At 39.6% G+C, this 21,119-nt stretch carries 18 protein-coding genes; 16 read left to right on the top strand and 2 right to left on the bottom strand.

What is annotated here, in order from left to right:
- Nucleotides 1-5 precede the first annotated feature (5 nt).
- From AC1DDK_RS20775 to AC1DDK_RS20800, 6 genes are all read left to right on the top strand, one after another.
- Entirely contained in the window at nucleotides 6-1,487 is a 1,482-nt protein-coding gene (locus AC1DDK_RS20775) for a RagB/SusD family nutrient uptake outer membrane protein (RefSeq protein WP_288882528.1), read from the top strand.
- A gap of 129 nt (nucleotides 1,488-1,616) precedes the next feature.
- On the top strand, nucleotides 1,617-2,897 hold the full coding sequence (locus AC1DDK_RS20780) for a glucoamylase family protein (RefSeq protein ID WP_337717898.1): 1,281 nt from the start codon (nucleotides 1,617-1,619) through the stop codon (nucleotides 2,895-2,897).
- A gap of 3 nt (nucleotides 2,898-2,900) precedes the next feature.
- Nucleotides 2,901-4,649 (top strand): family 43 glycosylhydrolase, encoded by a 1,749-nt coding sequence (locus AC1DDK_RS20785; protein WP_477621888.1) that lies wholly within the window; start codon nucleotides 2,901-2,903, stop codon nucleotides 4,647-4,649.
- A gap of 14 nt (nucleotides 4,650-4,663) precedes the next feature.
- Entirely contained in the window at nucleotides 4,664-5,326 is a 663-nt protein-coding gene (locus AC1DDK_RS20790) for a GDSL-type esterase/lipase family protein (protein ID WP_288882533.1), read from the top strand.
- Between the two features lie 8 nt (nucleotides 5,327-5,334).
- Nucleotides 5,335-7,632: a beta-glucosidase BglX gene (bglX, locus tag AC1DDK_RS20795; RefSeq protein WP_172659375.1), complete on the top strand. Its 2,298-nt coding sequence runs from the start codon at nucleotides 5,335-5,337 to the stop codon at nucleotides 7,630-7,632.
- A gap of 229 nt (nucleotides 7,633-7,861) precedes the next feature.
- Nucleotides 7,862-8,644 carry a carboxylesterase family protein gene (locus tag AC1DDK_RS20800; protein WP_172659374.1) on the top strand — a complete coding sequence of 261 codons (783 nt, stop codon included), beginning with the start codon at nucleotides 7,862-7,864 and terminating at the stop codon, nucleotides 8,642-8,644.
- A 21-nt stretch (nucleotides 8,645-8,665) separates the two neighbouring features.
- Here AC1DDK_RS20800 and AC1DDK_RS20805 read toward each other — a convergent pair whose 3' ends face one another.
- Together AC1DDK_RS20805 and AC1DDK_RS20810 are read right to left on the bottom strand one after the other, a co-directional pair.
- Nucleotides 8,666-9,391, bottom strand: coding sequence for a YebC/PmpR family DNA-binding transcriptional regulator (locus tag AC1DDK_RS20805; protein WP_172659373.1), 726 nt, complete (start codon nucleotides 9,389-9,391; stop codon nucleotides 8,666-8,668).
- A 38-nt stretch (nucleotides 9,392-9,429) separates the two neighbouring features.
- Nucleotides 9,430-10,374, bottom strand: coding sequence for an NAD-dependent epimerase/dehydratase family protein (locus tag AC1DDK_RS20810; protein ID WP_172659372.1), 945 nt, complete (start codon nucleotides 10,372-10,374; stop codon nucleotides 9,430-9,432).
- 266 nt (nucleotides 10,375-10,640) lie between these two features.
- Between AC1DDK_RS20810 and AC1DDK_RS20815 the strand changes: the two genes are divergently transcribed.
- The 10 genes from AC1DDK_RS20815 to AC1DDK_RS20860 are packed head-to-tail and all read left to right on the top strand — an operon-like array spanning nucleotide 10,641 to nucleotide 21,053.
- Entirely contained in the window at nucleotides 10,641-11,312 is a 672-nt protein-coding gene (locus AC1DDK_RS20815) for a gluconate 2-dehydrogenase subunit 3 family protein (protein WP_048903711.1), read from the top strand.
- A gap of 18 nt (nucleotides 11,313-11,330) precedes the next feature.
- The gene (locus AC1DDK_RS20820) at nucleotides 11,331-13,034 is read left to right on the top strand and encodes a GMC family oxidoreductase (RefSeq protein ID WP_337717902.1); all 1,704 of its coding nucleotides are present in this window, start codon (nucleotides 11,331-11,333) and stop codon (nucleotides 13,032-13,034) included.
- Nucleotides 13,034-14,194: a Gfo/Idh/MocA family protein gene (locus AC1DDK_RS20825; RefSeq protein WP_172659370.1), complete on the top strand. Its 1,161-nt coding sequence runs from the start codon at nucleotides 13,034-13,036 to the stop codon at nucleotides 14,192-14,194. Before AC1DDK_RS20820 ends, AC1DDK_RS20825 begins: the two co-directional genes overlap by 1 nt.
- 8 nt (nucleotides 14,195-14,202) lie before the next feature.
- The gene (locus AC1DDK_RS20830) at nucleotides 14,203-15,261 is read left to right on the top strand and encodes a sugar phosphate isomerase/epimerase family protein (protein ID WP_288882539.1); all 1,059 of its coding nucleotides are present in this window, start codon (nucleotides 14,203-14,205) and stop codon (nucleotides 15,259-15,261) included.
- Between the two features lie 12 nt (nucleotides 15,262-15,273).
- Nucleotides 15,274-15,759 (top strand): c-type cytochrome, encoded by a 486-nt coding sequence (locus tag AC1DDK_RS20835; RefSeq protein WP_288882541.1) that lies wholly within the window; start codon nucleotides 15,274-15,276, stop codon nucleotides 15,757-15,759.
- Nucleotides 15,760-15,785: 26 nt separating this feature from the next.
- Nucleotides 15,786-17,243, top strand: coding sequence for a Gfo/Idh/MocA family protein (locus AC1DDK_RS20840; RefSeq protein WP_172659367.1), 1,458 nt, complete (start codon nucleotides 15,786-15,788; stop codon nucleotides 17,241-17,243).
- Between the two features lie 28 nt (nucleotides 17,244-17,271).
- The gene (locus tag AC1DDK_RS20845; RefSeq protein WP_172659366.1) at nucleotides 17,272-17,964 is read left to right on the top strand and encodes a 3-keto-disaccharide hydrolase; all 693 of its coding nucleotides are present in this window, start codon (nucleotides 17,272-17,274) and stop codon (nucleotides 17,962-17,964) included.
- A 32-nt stretch (nucleotides 17,965-17,996) separates the two neighbouring features.
- Nucleotides 17,997-19,238, top strand: coding sequence for an MFS transporter (locus AC1DDK_RS20850; protein WP_048903704.1), 1,242 nt, complete (start codon nucleotides 17,997-17,999; stop codon nucleotides 19,236-19,238).
- 38 nt (nucleotides 19,239-19,276) lie between these two features.
- Nucleotides 19,277-20,158 carry a hydroxypyruvate isomerase family protein gene (locus AC1DDK_RS20855; protein WP_172659365.1) on the top strand — a complete coding sequence of 294 codons (882 nt, stop codon included), beginning with the start codon at nucleotides 19,277-19,279 and terminating at the stop codon, nucleotides 20,156-20,158.
- Between the two features lie 10 nt (nucleotides 20,159-20,168).
- Entirely contained in the window at nucleotides 20,169-21,053 is an 885-nt protein-coding gene (locus AC1DDK_RS20860; protein WP_172659364.1) for a sugar phosphate isomerase/epimerase family protein, read from the top strand.
- Nucleotides 21,054-21,119: the final 66 nt, after the last annotated feature.

Here is a 21,119-nt window from a genome sequence, read left to right on the forward strand (position 1 = left end):
TGAATATGAAAACACATATAAATATACAGTCCTGCTTCGCAGCGGCAGCTTTAAGTGTAATGCTGTTTACGGCCTCCTGTAAAAAAGAGTTCCTAAATGTTCCGCCACAGGCTCAGCAGCCGGCTATTCAATTCTGGAAAACATCGGAAGATGCCTTAAAAGGGGTAAATGCGATTTATGCACAATTGCGCAGCTGGAACAGCGTGGCATTTAATGCCATTGTTATAGAGAGCACTGGCTCTGATGAAGCTGATAAAGGAAGTACACCTACTGATGCAACGTTTTTTAATCTTTATGATAATTTTACCGTAACCTCTACACAAGGTTCCCTACAGGATTTCTGGACTGGGCAGTATCAAAACATCAATCTATGCAATCAGGTATTAGACAATGTGCCAAACATAGAAATGGACGCTAACTTAAAAGAACGTTATCTGGCCGAAGCCAAATTTATACGGGCATACTCTTATTTCAGACTTGTACGTGCCTATGGAAATGTGGTTTTAAGGCTTCATGTTCCTAAAGACGCTACGGAATACAACATGCCTCAATCCACCAAAGAAGAGGTATATGCTCAAATCGAAAAAGATCTGACAGAAGCGGCTGCAGTTCTGCCAACTACTTACGGGGCAGCCGAGCTTGGCAGAGCAACAAAGGGTGCCGCTTTAGGAATGATGGCCAAAGCAGCAATGTACCAGCAAAAATGGGATCAGGTGTTATCGCTAACCAACCAGGTTATGGGATTAGGCTATGATCTTTTTCCAGATTTTGAAAAAGGATTCAGAACACAAAACGAGAACAACGTTGAATCTCTATTTGAGATCCAATGTGAATTGTTGCCTGGCAACTCTGCAGCATCAAATTCACAATACAGTCAGGTACAGGGTGTTGCCGGTGTTGCCGGGGGCGGATGGGGATTCAATACGCCTTCAGAAGTTTTGGCTAATGCCTTTGAAACCGGCGATCCAAGAAGAGATGCAACCATTATTTTTAAAGGCGAGACTACTCCTCAGGGAGATGTGATTCCTAACACAGTACCAAATGAGAGATATAATCAAAAATCATATGTGCCATTTGGAATGCGTGTATCTGGATTTAATGAAGGTGCCCAGCAGAATATTCGTGTGCTGAGATTTGCAGACATACTCTTGATGAACGCAGAAGCCGCCAATGAACTTGGAAACCCAACACTTGCCAAGACATCATTAAATCGTGTAAGAAAACGTGCGCGAGGAACTAATGCGGCGATTCTACCAGACGTGACAACCAGCGATAAGGCAGCATTAAAAGAAGCAATCTGGCACGAACGACAAGTGGAGTTGGCAATGGAAAGTGATCGTTACTTCGACGTAATTCGTCAGGGCCGTGCACTTCAAGTGTTTGGTCCAAAAGGATGGAAAGCTAACAAAAATGAAGTTTGGCCAATTCCTTCAACAGAGATAGACCAAAGTGGTGGTTTATTAAAGCAAAACCCCGGCTATAATTAATTCACTTTTAAAAGGTTGCTCCTGTTAAAGCAGCAACCTTTTTTAGTTAACAAGCACATGATAAAAATCAGTCATTCTTCAATACTCCTAATATTTTCATTAGTTTTTGTTCTATTTACAAATCTTGTAATGGGGCAAAAAAAAAGCAATAAAATAACGGCTGACCTCTCCATTAAAAAAAACCTTACCGACGATCAGCTTCTTGATCTGGTACAAAAACAAACTTTCAGATACTTCTGGGATTTTGGACACCCTGTTAGCGGCATGGCACGCGAACGAAGTAACCGATCTTTTGACTACGGCGATGAGGTAGTTACAACGGGAGGTACCGGCTTTGGTGTTATGGCTATGATAGTAGCCTCAGAGCGTAAATTTATCACTCGTGAACAAGCTGCTGAACGCACAAAAAAAATAGTAGACTTTTTATGGAAGGCCGATATGTTTCATGGTGCTTTCCCTCATTGGTTAAATGGCGAAACCGGAAAAGTAATCCGCTTTAGCCCAAAAGATGATGGTGCAGATATCGTTGAAACTTCTTTATTGTTTCAAGGTTTATTAACTGCCCGTCAGTATTATACTGAAGATAATCCTGTCGAAAACGACATCAGAAATAAAATATTATGGATGTGGGAAGGTATTGAATGGAATTGGTTCACTCAAAATCAAAATGTTCTTTACTGGCACTGGAGTCCAAACAACGGCTGGAGCATGAACCATCAGATTAAAGGATGGAACGAGTGTTTGATTACCTATGTGATGGCAGCATCATCTCCAAAATTCCCTATCAACAAACGCGTTTACGACGATGGTTACGCAAATAACAACACCTACTTCAATGGTCGTAAATTTAATGGCATTACGCTACCATTAGGCTTTGATTACGGAGGCCCGTTATTCTTTTCGCATTACTCATTCATGGGCTTAGATCCACGTGGTTTAAAAGACAACAATGCAGATTATTGGGAACAAAATAAAAATCATACACTTATTAATAGGGCTTATTGTATAGAAAACCCAAAAAAATATAAAGGCTATGGTGCCAACAGCTGGGGCTTAACTGCCAGTGATAGCTGGGGTGGTTATGCTGCCCATTCGCCAAGCGAAGACCTTGGTGTAATTACACCAACTGCAGCTTTATCTGCCTTCCCTTATACCCCAGAATATTCAATGGAAGCGCTAAAACATTTTTATTATGATAAAGGAGACAAACTATGGAGTGAATATGGTTTTGTGGATGCTTTTAGTGAAGAAAAAAACTGGTATGCAAAATCTCACCTTGCTATAGATCAGGGGCCAATCATTGTAATGATTGAAAACTACCGCAGCGGCTTATTGTGGAAATTATTTATGAGCAGCCCTGATGTAAAAAGAGGTCTTAAAACCTTAGGATTCACGAGTCCCAATTTGTAGATGATGACGAAGAATATATATATTTCAATGTTGTTAATGCTTATTGTAAGCATGGGCGCATTTGCTCAAAAAAAACAACTTACTTATTGTAATCCAATTAATCTGGATTACGGCTATACTCCTATTCCTAATTTTGCGGAGCAAGGAAAACACAGGGCTACAGCCGATCCTGTTATTGTAACCTACAAAGGTGATTATTATCTGTTTTCTACCAACCAATGGGGTTATTGGTGGAGCAGCGATATGTATAACTGGAAATTCGTTTCTAAAAACTTCTTAAGACCTGAGCATAAGGTTTACGATGATCTTTGCGCCCCGTCTGTATGGGTGCAGGGAGACACGATGCTTGTTTTCGGCTCTACTTATTCTAAAAATTTCCCGATATGGATGAGCACAGATCCTAAAAACAATGAATGGAAAGAAGCTGTTCATGAATTTGAGATTGGTGGATGGGATCCTGCTCATTTTGTTGATGACGACGGCAAATTGTACATGTACAATGGTAGCAGCAATAGCTACCCGCTATATGGTATTGAGTTAAACCGAAAAACTTTTGATCCCATAGGCACCCGTAAAGAATTACTCCTGTTAAATCCGGAGCGCTATGGATGGCAACGGTTTGGAGAATATTTGGACAACACCTTTTTAGATCCATTTATGGAGGGTGCCTGGGTAACAAAGCACAACAGTAAGTACTACCTTCAATATGGCGCACCAGGCACGGAATTTAGCGGCTATGCCGATGGTGTTGCTGTTGGGCCTACTCCTTTGGGACCATTTGAACACCAGTCTAATCCTTTTTCATGGAAACCAGGTGGCTTTGCCCGTGGTGCAGGCCATGGTGCTACTTATCAGGATAAATGGAAGAACTACTGGCATGTTTCTACAATAGCCATCTCCGTAAAAAACAACTTTGAACGTCGCCTTGGTATTTGGCCAGCCGGATTCGATAATGACGATGTAATGTATATGGATGCTGCCTTCGGCGATTATCCTCATTACTTACCTACTGAAGCCCAGGATCACTTAAAAAGCGGTTTTACCGGATGGATGTTGTTAAATTATAACAAGCCTGTAGCTGTATCATCGACACTTGGATCATACTATGCCAACAATGCTGTTGATGAAAGCATTAAAACTTATTGGAGTGCAAAAACAGGAAATAAAGGCGAATGGATCCAAACTGATCTCGGTGGCGTGTCGACAGTAAATGCAGTACAGATTAACTATGCAGATCAGGATGCCGAGTTCCTTGGCAAACGCCAGGATATTTATCATCAATACAAGCTGTGGTATTCTACAGATGGTGTTAAATGGAAAATCTTAAAGGATAAAGGCACAAATAAAACTGATGTTCCTCATGATTATATTGAGCTTGAACAACCGGTTAAGGCACGATTTATAAAACTGGAAAACATACATATGCCTACAGGTAAGTTCGCTATTAGCGGCCTACGGGTTTTTGGTAATGGCAATCAGTCGACACCAAAAAGCGTCAAAGATTTTGTAGTACTAAGAACCGAAAAAGACAAACGCAGTGCATGGTTAAAATGGGCACCTGTAGAAGATGCTTATGCTTACAACATTTACATAGGCACTGAACCCGACAAGTTGTACAACTGCATTATGGTGTATAATACTAATGAATACTGGTATAAAGGGATGGACAAAAATAAAACTTACTATTTTAGCATAGAAGCAATCAATGAGAGCGGAGTCGCTCCTAAAACAGAGGTTGCCAAAGTTAATTAGAAATTTAAAAAATCATGAAACATCACTTCTATTTCCGTCTGCTTTTTGTATTACTGGTAAGTCTGTCTGTTAACTCACATGCGCAGGAGAAACCTTTCTGGAACGATATCCAGAAATTTAAACATCAGGATAGTGTATCAATGCCTGCCAAAAACAAAGTTGTATTTGTGGGCAGTTCTTCATTCACACGCTGGAATGAACTGGAGACAGTTTTTAAAGATTATCATGCCATTAACCGTGGTTTTGGAGGCTCTACGCTTGAACAGGCGAATGAGTATATCAACGAGCTTGTGTTTGCTTATAAGCCTAAGCAGGTTGTAATTTACAGTGGAGAAAACGACATTGCAACAGGCACAAGTGCAGAGCAAACGTACAACAGATTTGTAACGTTTTATAATAACCTTCGTAAAGGTCTTCCCAAAGCAAACATAGTGTATATCTCTATGAAGCAGAGTCCTTCAAGAATGAAGTTTGCTGATAATGTGACCAAAGCAAACACCATGATAAAAGAGTATATCAGTAAGCAAAAAAATGCAGTTTTTATTGATGTAAACTCCAAAATGCTCGACAGCAACGGTGCTCCAAGACCAGAACTGTTTGTAGAAGATATGCTACATATGAAGCCAGAAGGCTATGCCATCTGGATCAAAGAAATAACACCCTATTTAAAAAAATAACACAAAAAATGAAAATATCTCACTTACTATTCTTGTCTATGTTTTTCTGCATCGGCGCAACATCTGCGCAACAGAAAAAAAAAGTTCCCGCAGCTGATCAAAAGATGAATGCTTTTATCGGCAACCTATTATCTAAAATGACTTTAGATGAAAAGATAGGGCAACTCAATTTGCTAACCGGCGGCGAAGCAACTACAGGATCGGTAGTAAGTACAGATGTTGAAAGTAAGATCAAAAAAGGTCAGGTAGGCGGCATGTTTAGCTTTACAACACCTCAAAAAATCCGTAAGGCACAAGAAATCGCTGTAAACGAAAGCAGACTTAAAATCCCTATCATTTTTGGGCAGGATGTAATCCATGGGTATAAAACCACCTTCCCTATTCCATTGGCCTTATCTTGTACATGGGATATGTCTCTTATCCAGAAAACGGCACGTATAGCAGCGGTTGAAGCTACTGCTGACGGACTTAACTGGACTTTCTCTCCAATGGTTGATATATCAAGAGACCCGAGGTGGGGAAGAATATCTGAAGGATCAGGAGAAGATACTTATTTAGGAAGTCAAATTGCCAAAGCAATGATTAAAGGTTACCAGGGCGATGATCTTTCTAAATACAACACCATGATGGCCTGCGTTAAACACTTTGCGTTATATGGCGCTGCCGAAGCTGGAAGAGACTATAACACTACAGATATGAGTCTGGACAGGATGTATAATGAATACCTGCCTCCTTACAAGGCTGCTATTGATGCCGGTGCCGGAAGTGTAATGACATCTTTTAATGATATTAATGGTGTTCCTGCCACCGCTAACAAATGGTTAATGACAGATTTGCTACGTAAACAATGGGGCTTTAAGGGTTTCGTTGTTACTGACTACACCGCTGTGAACGAACTGATCGATCATGGCCTGGGCGATTTGCAGACAGTCTCTGCCTTATCATTGAATGCCGGAGTTGATATGGATATGGTGGGTGAAGGGTTTCTAACCACCCTAAAAAAATCGGTACAGGAAGGTAAAGTAAAAACACAACAAATTGACAATGCCTGCCGCCTTGTGTTGGAGGCTAAATATAAGCTAGGTTTGTTTGAGGATCCATATCGTTATTGCAATGAAGAACGTGCAAAAACTGAAATACTTAAACCTGAACATTTACAATTTGCGCGTGAAGCGGCAACTCAATCTTTTGTCTTGTTAAAAAACGACAAACAGACATTACCACTCAAAAAAACAGGCACCGTTGCATTGATAGGCCCTTTGGCCAACACTGGATCCAATATGCCGGGCACATGGAGTGTAAATAGTGATTTAGCCAATACATCTTCTCTTCTTGCAGGTATGAAAGCTGCTTTAGGATCAAACGTTAAAGTATTACATAGCTTAGGTTCGAACTTATTGGCGGATGAAGCGTATCAAAAAAGAGCAACTATGTTTGCTCGTGATATTCCAAGAGATAATCGCCCGGAAGAAGAAGTGATCAAAGAAGCAGTAGACATTGCAAAACAGTCGGATGTAGTTATTGCAGCTTTGGGAGAAGGTTCTGAAATGAGTGGTGAAAGCTCAAGCCGTACCAATCTGGAAATCCCTGAAGTTCAAAAACGCTTATTACAGGCCTTACTTAAAACTGGCAAACCAGTTGTTTTAGTTTTGTTTAGTGGTAGGCCATTAGTTTTAAATTGGGAAAACGAGAATGTTCCGGCGATACTTAATGTTTGGTTTGGTGGTACCGAAGCGGCAAAAGCAATTACTGATGTATTATTCGGCGATGTAAATCCATCAGGAAAACTAACCACAACATTCCCACAAAATGTGGGTCAGATACCATTGTATTACAGTCATAAAAATACAGGCCGTCCATTAGAAGATGGCAAATGGTTTTCTAAATTCCGTTCTAATTACATTGATGTAAGCAACGATCCCTTGTATCCATTTGGATACGGATTAAGCTATACAACCTTTGATTATAGTGATATAAAGCTAGACAAGGATAAATTTAAATCCGGCGAAACGATCAATGCGAGTGTTATTGTAAAGAATACCGGATCAAGGGAAGGCAAAGAAGTAGTTCAGCTTTACATCAGAGATCTTGTAGGCAGTTCTACACGTCCTGTTAAAGAATTAAAACACTTTGAAAAAATTGATTTAAAGGCGGGAGAAAGCAAAACAGTTAATTTCAAAATCACTGTTGATGATTTAAAATTCTTCAACTCGGAACTTAAATATGTAGCAGAACCAGGAGATTTTAAAGTGTTCATTGGTACAAATTCAAGAGATGTTAAGACTAATCAGTTTACGCTGCTTTAGCAGATTAAGTTTAGAGTATATAAGGCTGTATCATAACATGATCAGCCTTTTTTATGTAATTGATCGCCATCCTATAGCACGCCTCGTCATCTCGAGCATCGTGAGAGATCCCTTGGTTATGCCAGTTCAAGAGATCTCTCCTATCGTCGAGAGGACGACTGCTTAAAGCAATCGTCATTCCTATATCCCCTCATTTTTAAAAGATTACAATTTTGTTTAGTTTAGTAATATGAACAGGATTAAATTAACGGCTTTTATGGTCTTGCTATTAGGATTAAATGGTATGGCCCAGGACTTCAAGAAATATGATTCAGGGAATTTCATTGAAGGAAAAGACAGCATTTATTACAGGGTTCTGTTTCCCGAAAACTTTGATCCAAATCAAAAATATCCAATACTGTTTTTCTTACATGGAAGTGGAGAAAGAGGAAACGATAATGAGAAACAGCTTACCCATGGAGGCAAGTTGTTTTTAAAAGACAGTGTTCGTAAAAAATTTCCGGCAATAATCGTATTCCCACAATGTAGCAATGATAGTTTCTGGGCAAATGTCGAATTCAAAAATAATGAAGATGGCAAGCGGGAATTTAATTTCCAAACAGGAGGTAAACCCACAAAAGCCATGCATGCACTACTGGGTATGATAGATAATTTTTTGGATAAGCCCTTTGTGGATAAGAAAAAAGTTTACATAGGTGGCTTATCTATGGGAGGAATGGGTACTTATGAATTATTACGACGTAAGCGCAAAACATTTGCAGCTGCTTTTGCTATCTGCGGTGGCGATAACATTGCAAATGTTCAGAAGTATAAAAAGGTTCCACTATGGATTTTTCATGGAGAAAAAGATGATGTAGTGCCTGTAGTGCTTTCTACATCCATTGCTGATCAGCTTCAAGTATTGGGAAAAACTCCGAAAATAACGCTTTATCCCGAAGCCAATCACAACAGCTGGGACTCTGCCTTTGCAGAGCCGGAACTGTTGCCATGGCTATTTTCCAATCAGAAATAATGGGTTTTTATATGGCAGAACTTATTCTGCCATATTGTGATAAACCGCCTGAACGTCGTCGTCCTCTTCAAGCTTATCTATTAGTTTAAATACATCTGCAGCCTGCTCTTCTGTAACTGCGGTAGTTGAAAGAGAAATGCGCTCAAGCTTAGCACTTTTCATTTCAACAGCCAGATCTTCAAGTGCTTTCTGCATTTTACCGAAATCTTCGAAAGCGGTTTGAACTACAGCAATATCGTTCCCTTCTTCATCAGCCTCAAGATATAGTTCTTCCAGTCCTGAATCAATTAATTCAAATTCCAGTTCTTCCAGGTCTTTTTCTCCAGGTAAGAATCTGAATATTGATTTACGATTAAAAATAAAATCAAGAGATCCCGTTTTGCCTAAAGTACCACCTGTTTTATTAAAATAACTACGTACGTTAGCAACAGTTCTGTTTGTATTGTCTGTTGCAGTTTCAATTAAAACAGCAACACCATGCTGTGCATAGCCTTCGTAAACATACTCTTCATACCCATTCTCATCTTTATTTGAAGCACGTTTAATTGCCGCATCAACTCTATCTTTAGGCATGTTTACTGCCTTGGCATTTTGTATAGCTGTACGCAAACGAGAGTTGGTATCAGGACTTGGTCCGCCATCTTTAACGGCCATTACTATCTCTTTACCTATCCTGGTAAATTGTACGGCCATTTTGGCCCAACGTTTAAATTTTCTTTCTTTTCTGAACTCAAATGCTCTTCCCATTTTATTCTCTTTGGTGGTTATTTAGTAGTTAGTAAATACTATTTCTTTAAATTCTTAATCATGTCAAGCGTAAGTTTTGAAAGGTCAAACTCTGGCTTCCATCCCCATTCTTTCACAGCGAAACTGTCGTCAATGGACCTTGGCCAACTATCTGCGATGTTTTGGCGGGGGTCATTTTCGGTGTAAGTTAATGTAAATTCCGGAATATGCTTTCTGATCTCCGCTGCTAAAATCTCCGGAGTAAAGCTTACCCCCGCAAAATTATAACTGGAACGGATAGTAATTTTTGATGCCTCAGCATCCATCAATTCTATAGTACCACGGATGGCATCATCCATATACATCATTGGTAATTCTGTTGCGGCATTTAAAAACGATGCATACGTTCCTTTTTTTAACGCATCATGAAAAATATGGATGGCATAATCTGTAGTTCCTCCACCCGGTGCAGCTTTCCAGCTTATTAGGCCTGGGTAACGGATACTTCGTACATCTAAATTGTACTTTTGGTTATAATATTCACACCAACGTTCACCTGCCAGTTTACTAATTCCATAAACGGTATTGGGATCCATCACACAAAACTGAGGGGTATGATCTTTAGGCGAATTTGGACCAAAAACAGCTATGGAACTTGGCCAGTATACTTTTGCTGTTTTATAAGTAATTGCCAAATCTAAGATATTAAGTAAGCCATTCATGTTAAGGTCCCAGGCAAGCTTAGGATTTTGCTCGCCTGTTGCAGATAATAAGGCAGCCAGTAAATAAACCTGTGTTGGCTGATATTTCTGAAAAATACTGTTTAAAGTATCTTTTTCCAGAACATTTACAAATTCAAAAGGCCCCGAATTCTTGATGTCATAATCGGGCCGGCGAATGTCACACGCAATAACATTTGACTCTCCATACACTTTACGTAAAGCCGTTACCAGCTCTGTGCCTATCTGGCCGTTAGAGCCTAAAACTACTATATTCTCAATCATGACTGATTTGGATTTCCACAAAAATAAATAAATGAACGAACCTATTCAAAAATCTTTAGTGCAACCAACATTTTACCTGGATAAAACCGATAATAAGGATACTCAATTGGATGGATTTTCGTTAAATTCCAAAGTAGCTTTATAAAGTAACAAAAACATTATATATTTACTTTAATTGTGTATTTAGAACACTAACTATTTATTTTTTCTTAATATTACAAAACAAAACACACTTAGAATACACCAAAACACCTAAAACACCAAATATGGACAGACGAGAAGCAGTGAGGAATATGGCCTTCCTAATGGGAGGAGCTTTATCTGCAACTACGATAGGAGTATTTCTTGATAGTTGTAACTCACCATCTACTAAAACCAATGGCAAATTATTTGATGATAACCAGCTTAAACTGATTACCGAAGTTGCCGACATCATTATCCCTACAACGAGCTCGCCGGGTGCAAAGGCTGCAGGAGTAGGCCCGTTTATAGCCTTAATGGTAAAAGATTGTTATCCCGAGGATGCTCAAAAGGCATTTGTGAAAGGACTTGATGCTCTTGAAGAGCAATCTAAAGACCAGTTTAAAAAATCTTTCCTGGAAATTTCTCCGGCCGAGCGCACACAATTGCTTAGTAAACTCAGAGAAGAGACTATTGCTGCTACCAAAGCTGAACAGGATAAACAAAAAGAGGCAGACGCTCAAAAAACTGACCCTGATAAGGCAAAGTCTCAAACCGAAAATGCCGGCTTCGCATCAATACTACCAAAGGACAAGCCGAAAACAGAACCACGTTTCTTTTCTATCATTAGAGATCTAACCTTACTAGGTTATTTCACCTCTGAGATTGGAGCAACAAAAGCAATGGCTTATGTTGATATCCCTGGCCGCTATGATGGCTGTGTGGATTTGAAACCTGGTCAAAAAGTTTGGGCATAAACCTTTTATAGCATTAAAATGAGCAATTTAAATACGAAAGCGACAGCTAACAATACATATGACGCCATTGTTGTAGGATCTGGAATTAGTGGTGGCTGGGCAGCAAAGGAACTAACAGAAAAGGGCTTAAAAGTTCTATTACTTGAAAGAGGAAGAAACATTGAGCACATAAAAGACTATACTACCGCTACAAAGAAACCATGGGAGTTTGAACACCGTGGAAGAATAACCGAAGCACAAAAAGAAGCGCATCCGGTGCAAAAGAGAGATTATCCATACTCGGAATTCAACGAGAGTTATTGGGTAAATGACCACGATTGCCCGTATACAGAAATTAAACGTTTTGACTGGTACCGCGGATTTCATGTTGGTGGAAAATCACTGATGTGGGGCAGACAGAGTTACCGTTTTAGCGATCTTAACTTTGAAGACAACCTTAAAGATGGGCATGGTGTTGACTGGCCAATCAGATATAAAGATATTGCTCCATGGTATGACTATGTAGAGAAATTTGCAGGTATCAGCGGACAAGTAGAAGGCTGGCCGGCATTACCTGATGGTCAATTCCTACCCCCAATGGAGATGAACTGCGTTGAAAAAGATGTAAAGAAACGTATTGAAGATAAGTGGAAAAAATCGAGAATCATGACAATTGGCCGTACAGCCAATTTAACTGTCCCTCATGGAGGAAGAGGATCTTGCCAATACCGTAATCTTTGCAGCAGAGGTTGTCCGTTTGGAGCTTATTTTAGCACTCAGTCATCTACCCTACCTGCAGCTGTAGCTACAGGAAACCTTACTTTACGTCCTTTTTCATTAGTAAACACCATTATCTATGATAAAGAAACCAAAAAAGCAAAAGGTGTTGTAGTAATAGACTCAGAAACAAAAGAAACTATAGAATATTTTGCAAAGATCGTTTTTGTAAACGGATCAACTTTAGGCTCAACTTTCCTATTGCTTAACTCTACATCTGCTGAGTTCCCTGATGGATTAGGTAATGGCAGTGGACAATTGGGACATAACTTAATGGATCACCACTTCCGTTGTGGTGCATCTGGAAGAGCTGAAGGTTTTGACGACAAATATACTTATGGCCGCAGAGCAAACGGAATCTATATACCTAGATATAGGAACATGGGCAATGATAAACGCGACTACGTAAGAGGTTTCGGCTATCAGGGTGGTGCAAGCAGAGGTAACTGGCATGCTGATGTTGCTGAAATGGCATTTGGTGCTGAATTTAAAGATCAAATGACTACACCAGGTGCATGGAACATGGGATTAGGAGGTTTCGGTGAGTCTCTCCCATATTTCGAAAACCGTGTTTATATAGACAAAAGCAAAAAAGACAAATGGGGTCAACCTGTATTGGCTATTGATTGTGAGTTTAAAGATAATGAACAAAAAATGCGCGTTGACATGATGAATGATGCTGCAGAAATGCTTGAAGCATCAGGAATTAAAGACGTAAAAACTTATGACAACGGATCTGCTCCAGGTATGGCAATACACGAAATGGGAACTGCCCGCATGGGACATGACCCTAAAACTTCGGTATTAAATAAATGGAATCAGATGCATGAAGTAAAAAATGTATTTGTAACAGATGGTTCTTGCATGACTTCAGCTGCATGCCAGAATCCATCATTAACATATATGGCTTTAACAGCAAGAGCTTGTGATTTTGCAGTTAGTGAATTAAAAAAAGGTAACATTTAATGAAGACAAGAAAAATTAGAATGGGCATGGTAGGCGGCGGTAAAGACGCGTTTATCGGTGCAGTTCATCGTATTGCCGCTAACATTGACGGCCAGGTAGAGTTTTGCTGCGGAGCATTGAGTATACACCCCGAAATTGCCAGAGAATCTGGTGAAATGTTATTCCTTCCGGAAGACAGGGTTTATATGAACTTTGAGGAAATGATTGAGAAAGAAAGCAAATTACCTGCTGACAAACGTATCGACTTTGTAACTATTGTTACCCCAAATTTTGCCCACTTTGCTCCTGCAATGATGGCCTTGGATCATGGGTTTAACGTGGTAATTGAAAAACCAATTGCATTATCTCTTGAAGAAGCTAAGTTATTACAGCAAAAAGTACAGGAAACTGGCTTAATTCTATGCTTAACTCATACCTACTCTGGTTATCCAATGGTAAAACAAGCCAGACAAATGGTAAAAGAAGGAAAACTTGGTGCCATTAGAAAAATCATGGTTGAGTATCCTCAGGGATGGCTAAGCACCCTTACCGAAAGAGAAGGAAATGCCCAGGCCGCATGGCGCACTGACCCAACCAAAAGTGGAAAAAGCGGTTGTATGGGAGATATAGGAACACACGCTGCGCAATTAGCAGAGTATATTTCAGGCTTAAAAATCACTAAGCTATGTGCCGATCTGAACGTTGTAGTTCAGGGAAGGGCACTTGATGACGACGGTAACGTACTTTTGAAATTTGACAATGGCGCAAGCGGTGTATTATCAGCATCTCAGGTAGCTGCAGGTGAAGAAAATGCTTTAAAAATTAGAGTATATGGAGAAAAAGGCGGATTAGAGTGGAACCAGCAAGAGCCAAATACGCTTACTTTAAAATGGCTTAATGAACCAGCTCAGATTTACCGCGCAGGACAAGCTTATCTTTCAGATATTGCAAAACACAACTTACGTGTTCCAGGCGGACATCCGGAAGGCTACCTGGAAGCTTTTGCAAACATTTATAGAAATTTTGCACTTACGGTTTCGGCTAAAATCCATGGAACAACTCCTACAGAAGCCATGCTGGATTTCCCAAGGGTTGAAGATGGTGTAAGAGGTATGGCATTTATTGATACAGTAGTAGCTTCAAGTCAGTCTGATCAAAAATGGACAGATTTTAAAATATAAAAAATATCATGACAACACTTAAAGGTCCCGGAGTTTTCCTTGCTCAATTTATTGGTGATGAGGCTCCTTTTAATTCTTTAGATGCTATTTGTGAATGGGCGGCAAGCTTAGGCTTTAAGGGTATCCAGGTACCCACGCTTGACGCAAGGTTTATTGACCTTCAAAAAGCAGCAGAAAGCAAAACTTATGCTGATGAATTAACCGGTAAGGTTAGATCATACGGTTTGGAAATCACGGAATTGTCGACACATTTACAAGGTCAGCTGGTTGCTGTACATCCGGCATATGACCTTGCATTTGATGCCTTTGCTCCTGATCAGTATAAAAACAATCCAAAAGCAAGAACAGAATGGGCAGTACAGCAATTAAAATATGCTGCAAAAGCTTCTCAGAATCTTGGTTTAAATGCACATGCTACATTTAGTGGTTCATTGTTATGGCATATGTTCCATCCGTGGCCTCAACGTCCGGAAGGACTTGTTGATGCAGCTTTTACCGAGCTTGCAAAAAGATGGACTCCAATATTAAATGAGTTTGATACCTGTGGTGTAGATGTATGTTACGAGATACACCCAGGCGAAGACCTCTTTGATGGCATCACTTATGAGATGTTCCTTGAAAAAGTAAACAATCACCCTCGTGCGTGCTTGCTTTACGATCCTTCACACTTTGTTTTACAACAGCTTGATTATATTCAGTATATTGATTTTTATCATGAGCGCATAAAGGCATTCCATGTTAAAGATTCTGAATTTAATGCAACAGGTAAACAAGGAACATTTGGTGGTTACCAAAGCTGGGCGAATCGTGCCGGAAGATATCGTTCTCCTGGTGATGGACAAGTAGATTTCAAAACCATATTCAGTAAGCTTGCGCAATATGATTACAAAGGATGGGCGGTAATGGAATGGGAATGCTGCATTAAGGATGCTGAAGTTGGCGCCAGAGAAGGCGCGGAATTCATTAAAAAGAATATCATTAAAGTAACCACTAAAGCATTCGATGATTTTGCTGCTTCTGGTGGTGACGATGATTTCAATAACAGAATTTTAGGTTTAGATAAATAATACAACACAACAATGAAAAGAACATTATTAGTTTTAGGCTGTTTAGCAATCTTTATGGCCTCATGTGCAAGTCCGGAAGAAAGAGCCGCAGCAAATAAAGCTGCAGATTCAGCTAACACATCAGCATCGACTCCTGCAACTGAAGCTACAACCCCTGCCGCTACTGATACGGCTGCAAAGGAAGCAGCAGCACCTGCACCAGCTGCAACTACACCGGCAGCTCCAGCTGCCACTGCAGAAAAGGGAAAAGGCGAAGCACTTATTTCTAAGTCTGACTGCCTTGCATGTCATAGCAAAACTCAAAAACTTGTTGGACCTGCTTATGTAAATGTGGCTGGTAAATATCCTGCAACTGAAGAGAACATTGACCATCTGGCTGATAAGATCATTGCAGGTGGACAAGGTGTTTGGGGTGCAATTCCAATGACTCCGCACCCAACATTAAGTAAAGACGATGCAAAAGAAATGGTAAAATATATTTTATCACTTAAAAAATAATTCAACCTACCTAACCAAATAGAACCATGGAAGAAACAAAAAAAGATCAGAATGCTACCAACAGACGTAGTTTTCTAAAAACATCAGCTATTGCTGCATCTGCATTTATGATAGTTCCGCGTCACGTTTTGGGCGGAAAAGGATTTTTAGCTCCTAGCGACAGATTAATTGTAGCGGGAATTGGTGCAGGCGGAAAAGGTCAATCTGATATTGCTGAATTTGCAAAAAGTGGAAAAGCCGATATTGGTTTTTTATGCGATGTGCATGATTCAAGAGCTGCGAATAGTGTAAAAGCTTTCCCTAAAGCTAAATATTATAGAGATTGGCGCGAATTGATGGATAAAGAAGCTAAAAATTTTGATGCTGTTTCTGTTTCTACTCCAGATCATAACCATGCCATTATTGCCCTTGCAGCAATGCAATTGGGTAAGCATGTGTATGTGCAAAAACCTTTAACTCATGATATTTATGAGGCAAGAGCTTTAACAGCTGCTGCTAAAAAATATAAAGTGGTTACCCAAATGGGAAATCAGGGTGCTTCAAATGATGGCCCAAGACAAATGAAAGAATGGTATGACGCAGGATTGATTGGAGATGTACACACGGTTTATGCATGGACAGATCGTCCGGTATGGCCTCAAGGTATTCCATGGTCGGCTAACAAAGCTCAGGTGCCATCAGATCTTGATTGGGATCTTTGGTTAGGTACTGCCCCATACAAAGACTATGTAGATAAATTGGTTCCGTTTAACTGGCGTGGCTGGTGGGATTATGGTACTGGTGCTCTTGGAGATATGGGCTGTCACCTACTAGAAGCTCCGTTTAGCGTATTGAATTTAAAATATGCAAGCGAAGTTCAGGCGAGTGTTGGTTCTGTATATGTTGATGAATTCAAAAGAGGATATTTCCCTGATAGTTGTCCTCCATCAAGTCACGTTACATTAAAATTCCCTAAAACAACTAAGACCAAGGGCGATGTTACTGTACACTGGATGGATGGTGGTATCCAACCTGAAAGACCAGAAGAATTACAAGCAAACGAAACCTTTGGAGACGGTGGTAATGGTACCTTATTTATTGGTACAAAAGGTAAAATGATGAGCGAAACTTATAGCGCAAATCCGAAATTACTTCCTTTAACTAAAAACAAAGACATCAAGGTAGCGCAAAAATTTGCCCGCGTACAAGGTGGCGCAGGTGGCCACTACAAACAATGGGTTGAAGCTGCTATTGCCGGTTATGGCAAGCAGGAAGTAAGTTCTCCTTTTGAAATTGCAGGCCCGCTTACAGAAGCCTTGTTAATGGCAAACCTTGCTATACGTGGTGTAGATGTTCAACGTAAAAACAGTGAAGGAAAAATCTCTTATCCTGGCCGTAATATTAAATTACTTTGGGATAACGACCTGATGAAGGTTACTAACCTTGATGATGTGAACCAATATGTGAAACGTGAGTATCGCAAAGGCTGGACTTTGGGCGCATAAAAAATAAAGAACAATTTTAAACCACATAATGAAAAAATACATTTTCTCTGCGCTGATCTTAACAACAATAATGAGCTGCAGTAGTACAAAAAGTCAAAAAGGCACCAAAGGATTCACCAAACTATTTAATGGTGAATCCACTGCCGGATGGCATACATATGGAAAAACAACCGCCGGCAGTAAATGGAAAGTAGAAGATGGAACACTCCACTTTGATCCAAACGGCCAAAATGATGGTGGAGGTGATTTAGTGACAGATAAGGAATACAGCAATTTCCATTTAAAACTGGAATGGAAAGTAGCTCCTAAAGCGAATAGCGGTATAATTTTCTATGTACACGAAGACCCGAAATATGGTGCTACATACAGTACAGGTTTAGAAATGCAGGTGCTGGACAACGATGGTCATCCGGACGGAAAGATAACCAAGCACAGAGCGGGAGATTTGTATGATCTTGTTAAAAGTAACTCTGAACCGGTAAAACCTGTTGGAGAATGGAATACAGCTGAAGTAATCAGTAACAATGGAGCCCTTGAATTAAGATTAAATGGCGTTAAAGTGGTAACTACTACACTCTGGGATGAAAACTGGAAAAATCTTGTTTCAAAAAGCAAGTTTGCTGGCTGGGAAGGATTTGGAACTTTTAAATCAGGCAAAATAGCTCTTCAGGATCATGGAGATGCTGTTTGGTACCGTAACATTATGATTAAAGAACTATAATTTAACTTTTAAAGAATAACGAAAACCCGAATATGAATACGACTAACCGTGTTAAATTATCAATCATGATGTTCCTAGAATTTTTTATCTGGGGATCATGGTTTGTTACCTTAGGTACTTTTCTGGACAAGAACCTTTCTGCTTCTGGCTCAGAAACTGCCGCTGTTTTTTCAACCCAATCATGGGGAGCAATAGTTGCCCCTTTTATTATCGGCTTAATTGCCGATAGATTTTTCAATGCAGAAAAAATCCTTGGTGTTTTACACCTTCTTGGTGCTGCTTTAATGTACCAAATGTATACTGCTGCAGATATATCTGTTTTTTATCCATACGTATTAGGCTATATGATCCTTTATATGCCAACACTTGCATTGGTGAATTCAGTATCCTTTAACCAGATGAAAGATCCGGAGAAAGAGTTCTCTCCTATCAGGATTTGGGGAACTATCGGTTGGATTACAGCTGGACTAATTATCAGTTATGTATTCATTTGGGATTCACCTGAGGCCTTGTCTGCAGGTTTATTGAAAAATACTTTCCTTATGGCTGGTATTGCCTCATTAGGCTTAGGCTTATTTAGTTTCACATTACCTAAAACGCCACCAAAAGTAGCTGCAGGTGAAAAAGTAAAGATCGGTGATATTTTAGGTCTTGACGCTTTGAAACTATTAAAGGATAAAAACTTTGCTATATTCTTTGTTTCTGCTATCCTAATCTGTATCCCTCTGGCATTCTATTACCAAAATGCCCACCCTTTCTTATCTAATATCGGTGTTGAAGGGCCTACCGGTAAAATGGCAATAGGACAAATTTCAGAGGCGCTATTTTTACTATTGATTCCATTCTTTTTCAAAAAATATGGATTCAAAAAAACCATTCTTGTGGGTATGCTGGCATGGTCTGTTAGGTATTTATTATTTGCCTATGGAAATGCAGGAGAGCTTAGCTTTATGATTCTGATTGGCATTGCATTACATGGTATTTGCTATGATTTCTTTTTTGTATCAGGACAGATCTACACCAATTCAAAAGCTGGTGAAAGATATAAAAGTGCTGCTCAGGGATTAATCACGTTAGCAACATATGGTGTTGGTATGCTTATTGGATTTGAAGTTGCAGGATGGATTACAGATACTTACAAAGGTGCCAACGGAGCTGCCGACTGGAAAATGGTGTGGCTAATCCCATCTGGTATTGCATTTGTAGTTTTCTTATTGTTTGCACTAACTTTCAATGACAAGAAGAAAATTGAAGAAGAAGCTATTGCCCATTAATCTATTTGAACCAAATCAAAATTTAGATATTTAAAAAAATGGAATCAGAATTAAGCAGGAGAACTGCACTGAAAAATATCGTTGCCGGAACCGCCGCATTAGGTGTTTCGGCAGCTTTGCCCGCTTTTGCTCTTGACCCATATAAGTCAACTATGTTAAAAGGAAATGTAAATCATTCTGTTTGCCGTTGGTGCTTTGGAAGCGTAGATCTTGATACTTTATGTATTGAGGCAAAAAAAATCGGCATTAAAGCGATAGACCTTGTTGGCCCTAATGATTGGGCTACGTTAAAGAAACATGGCTTATACTCTTCAATGTGTAATGGTGCAGAAATCAGTATCCCGGACGGGTGGAATGATCCTAAATTTCATGCAACACTGATTAAAAACTATTCAGAAATGATTCCGAAGGTTGCCGAAGCGGGCTACAAGCAATTGATCTGCTTCAGCGGAAACCGTAGGGGTAAAGACGATGAGACAGGATTAAAAAACTGTGTTGAAGGCTTAAAACAAATACTTCCAATTGCTGAAAAGCATAATGTAGTAGTGGTTATGGAGCTACTTAACAGTAAAGTTAACCATGGAGATTATCAGTGCGATAATACCCCTTGGGGTGTCGAACTATGTAAAAGGTTAGGCTCTGAAAACTTTAAATTGCTTTATGACATTTACCATATGCAAATTGACGAGGGGAATGTTATCAGTACAATAACAAATAACCACCAATACATTTCTCATTATCACACGGCCGGAGTACCCGGAAGAAATGAGATTGATGATACTCAGGAACTATTTTATCCTGCTATTATTAAAGCTATTGTAGCAACTGGTTTCAAAGGCTATCTTGCCCAGGAATTTATTCCAAAGAGTAAAGACGGTATGAAGTCATTAAGAGAAGCAGTAAATATTTGTGATGTATAATTCAAAAACTATGAATTCTAGAAGAAATTTTATTAAGCAGGCAGGTATTGCCGTTGCAGGTGCAGCGTTATTACCATCTTTTGCCTGCAGCAGCACGCCTGCTGCAGGTGGTGCGCATCCAATTGGGCTACAACTTTATACCTTAAGAGAATTACTACCTAAAGATGTTAAAGGTGTAATAGAAAAGGTAGCAAAAGCCGGTTACAAAGAAGTTGAAACCTATGGTTATACTGCTGATGCAGGATTTTGGGGTTTAGATGCCAAAACATTTAAAGGTTTGCTTGATGCGAATGGATTAAAAGCTCCTAGTGGCCACTTTGGCTTAGATGGCTTTATTAAAAGCGGCAATCTGGACGAAGTTAAACCTTTAATTGAAGGTGCTTTAACTTTAAATATGGAATATCTAACCTGTCCATATCTTGATGAATCATTAAGACCCGATCTTGATGCTTTTAAAAAGGTAGCGGCAAGATTAAATGAAGCAGCAGAACTGTGTGCTAAATCTGGATTACAGCTAGCATACCATAATCACGATTTTGAGTTTAAAAAATACGGAGATACTACCGGATACGACATATTGCTTCAGGAAACCGACAAGAAAAATGTTCAGTTTGAGATGGATTTATACTGGGTTGTAAGATCCGGGAACGATCCACTTGCATTATTTGCGAAACATCCTGGTCGTTTTGTGATGTGGCATGTGAAGGATATGGATAAAGCGAACAATACGATTAATACAGAAGTAGGAAGTGGAAAAATCGACTTTAAGAGCATTTATAAGCACGCCAAGGAATCAGGCCTTAAACACTTAATTGTTGAGCAGGAGAATTTCTCAAAGGATCCTTTTGTAAGCATTAAGCAAAGCTTTGATTACGTAAATCGCGAACTGGTTTAAGAAGATATATCTTAACAACAAAAGGGAAGTGGTTTACAAAAATCACTTCCCTTTTTTGTTTATAAG

The sequence above is a fragment of the Pedobacter sp. 05T44 genome, from assembly GCF_056395985.1.

Coding starts and splice junctions, on each gene's coding strand:
- AC1DDK_RS20790 (WP_288882533.1), top strand. CDS start 4,664: ATGAAACATCACTTCTATTTCCGTCTGCTTTTTGTATTACTGGTAAGT.
- AC1DDK_RS20815 (WP_048903711.1), top strand. CDS start 10,641: ATGGACAGACGAGAAGCAGTGAGGAATATGGCCTTCCTAATGGGAGGA.
- AC1DDK_RS20855 (WP_172659365.1), top strand. CDS start 19,277: ATGGAATCAGAATTAAGCAGGAGAACTGCACTGAAAAATATCGTTGCC.
- AC1DDK_RS20810 (WP_172659372.1), bottom strand. CDS start 10,374: ATGATTGAGAATATAGTAGTTTTAGGCTCTAACGGCCAGATAGGCACA.
- AC1DDK_RS20825 (WP_172659370.1), top strand. CDS start 13,034: ATGAAGACAAGAAAAATTAGAATGGGCATGGTAGGCGGCGGTAAAGAC.
- AC1DDK_RS20820 (WP_337717902.1), top strand. CDS start 11,331: ATGAGCAATTTAAATACGAAAGCGACAGCTAACAATACATATGACGCC.
- AC1DDK_RS20785 (WP_477621888.1), top strand. CDS start 2,901: ATGACGAAGAATATATATATTTCAATGTTGTTAATGCTTATTGTAAGC.
- bglX (WP_172659375.1), top strand. CDS start 5,335: ATGAAAATATCTCACTTACTATTCTTGTCTATGTTTTTCTGCATCGGC.
- AC1DDK_RS20800 (WP_172659374.1), top strand. CDS start 7,862: ATGAACAGGATTAAATTAACGGCTTTTATGGTCTTGCTATTAGGATTA.
- AC1DDK_RS20860 (WP_172659364.1), top strand. CDS start 20,169: ATGAATTCTAGAAGAAATTTTATTAAGCAGGCAGGTATTGCCGTTGCA.
- AC1DDK_RS20775 (WP_288882528.1), top strand. CDS start 6: ATGAAAACACATATAAATATACAGTCCTGCTTCGCAGCGGCAGCTTTA.
- AC1DDK_RS20840 (WP_172659367.1), top strand. CDS start 15,786: ATGGAAGAAACAAAAAAAGATCAGAATGCTACCAACAGACGTAGTTTT.
- AC1DDK_RS20830 (WP_288882539.1), top strand. CDS start 14,203: ATGACAACACTTAAAGGTCCCGGAGTTTTCCTTGCTCAATTTATTGGT.
- AC1DDK_RS20835 (WP_288882541.1), top strand. CDS start 15,274: ATGAAAAGAACATTATTAGTTTTAGGCTGTTTAGCAATCTTTATGGCC.
- AC1DDK_RS20805 (WP_172659373.1), bottom strand. CDS start 9,391: ATGGGAAGAGCATTTGAGTTCAGAAAAGAAAGAAAATTTAAACGTTGG.
- AC1DDK_RS20845 (WP_172659366.1), top strand. CDS start 17,272: ATGAAAAAATACATTTTCTCTGCGCTGATCTTAACAACAATAATGAGC.
- AC1DDK_RS20780 (WP_337717898.1), top strand. CDS start 1,617: ATGGGGCAAAAAAAAAGCAATAAAATAACGGCTGACCTCTCCATTAAA.
- AC1DDK_RS20850 (WP_048903704.1), top strand. CDS start 17,997: ATGAATACGACTAACCGTGTTAAATTATCAATCATGATGTTCCTAGAA.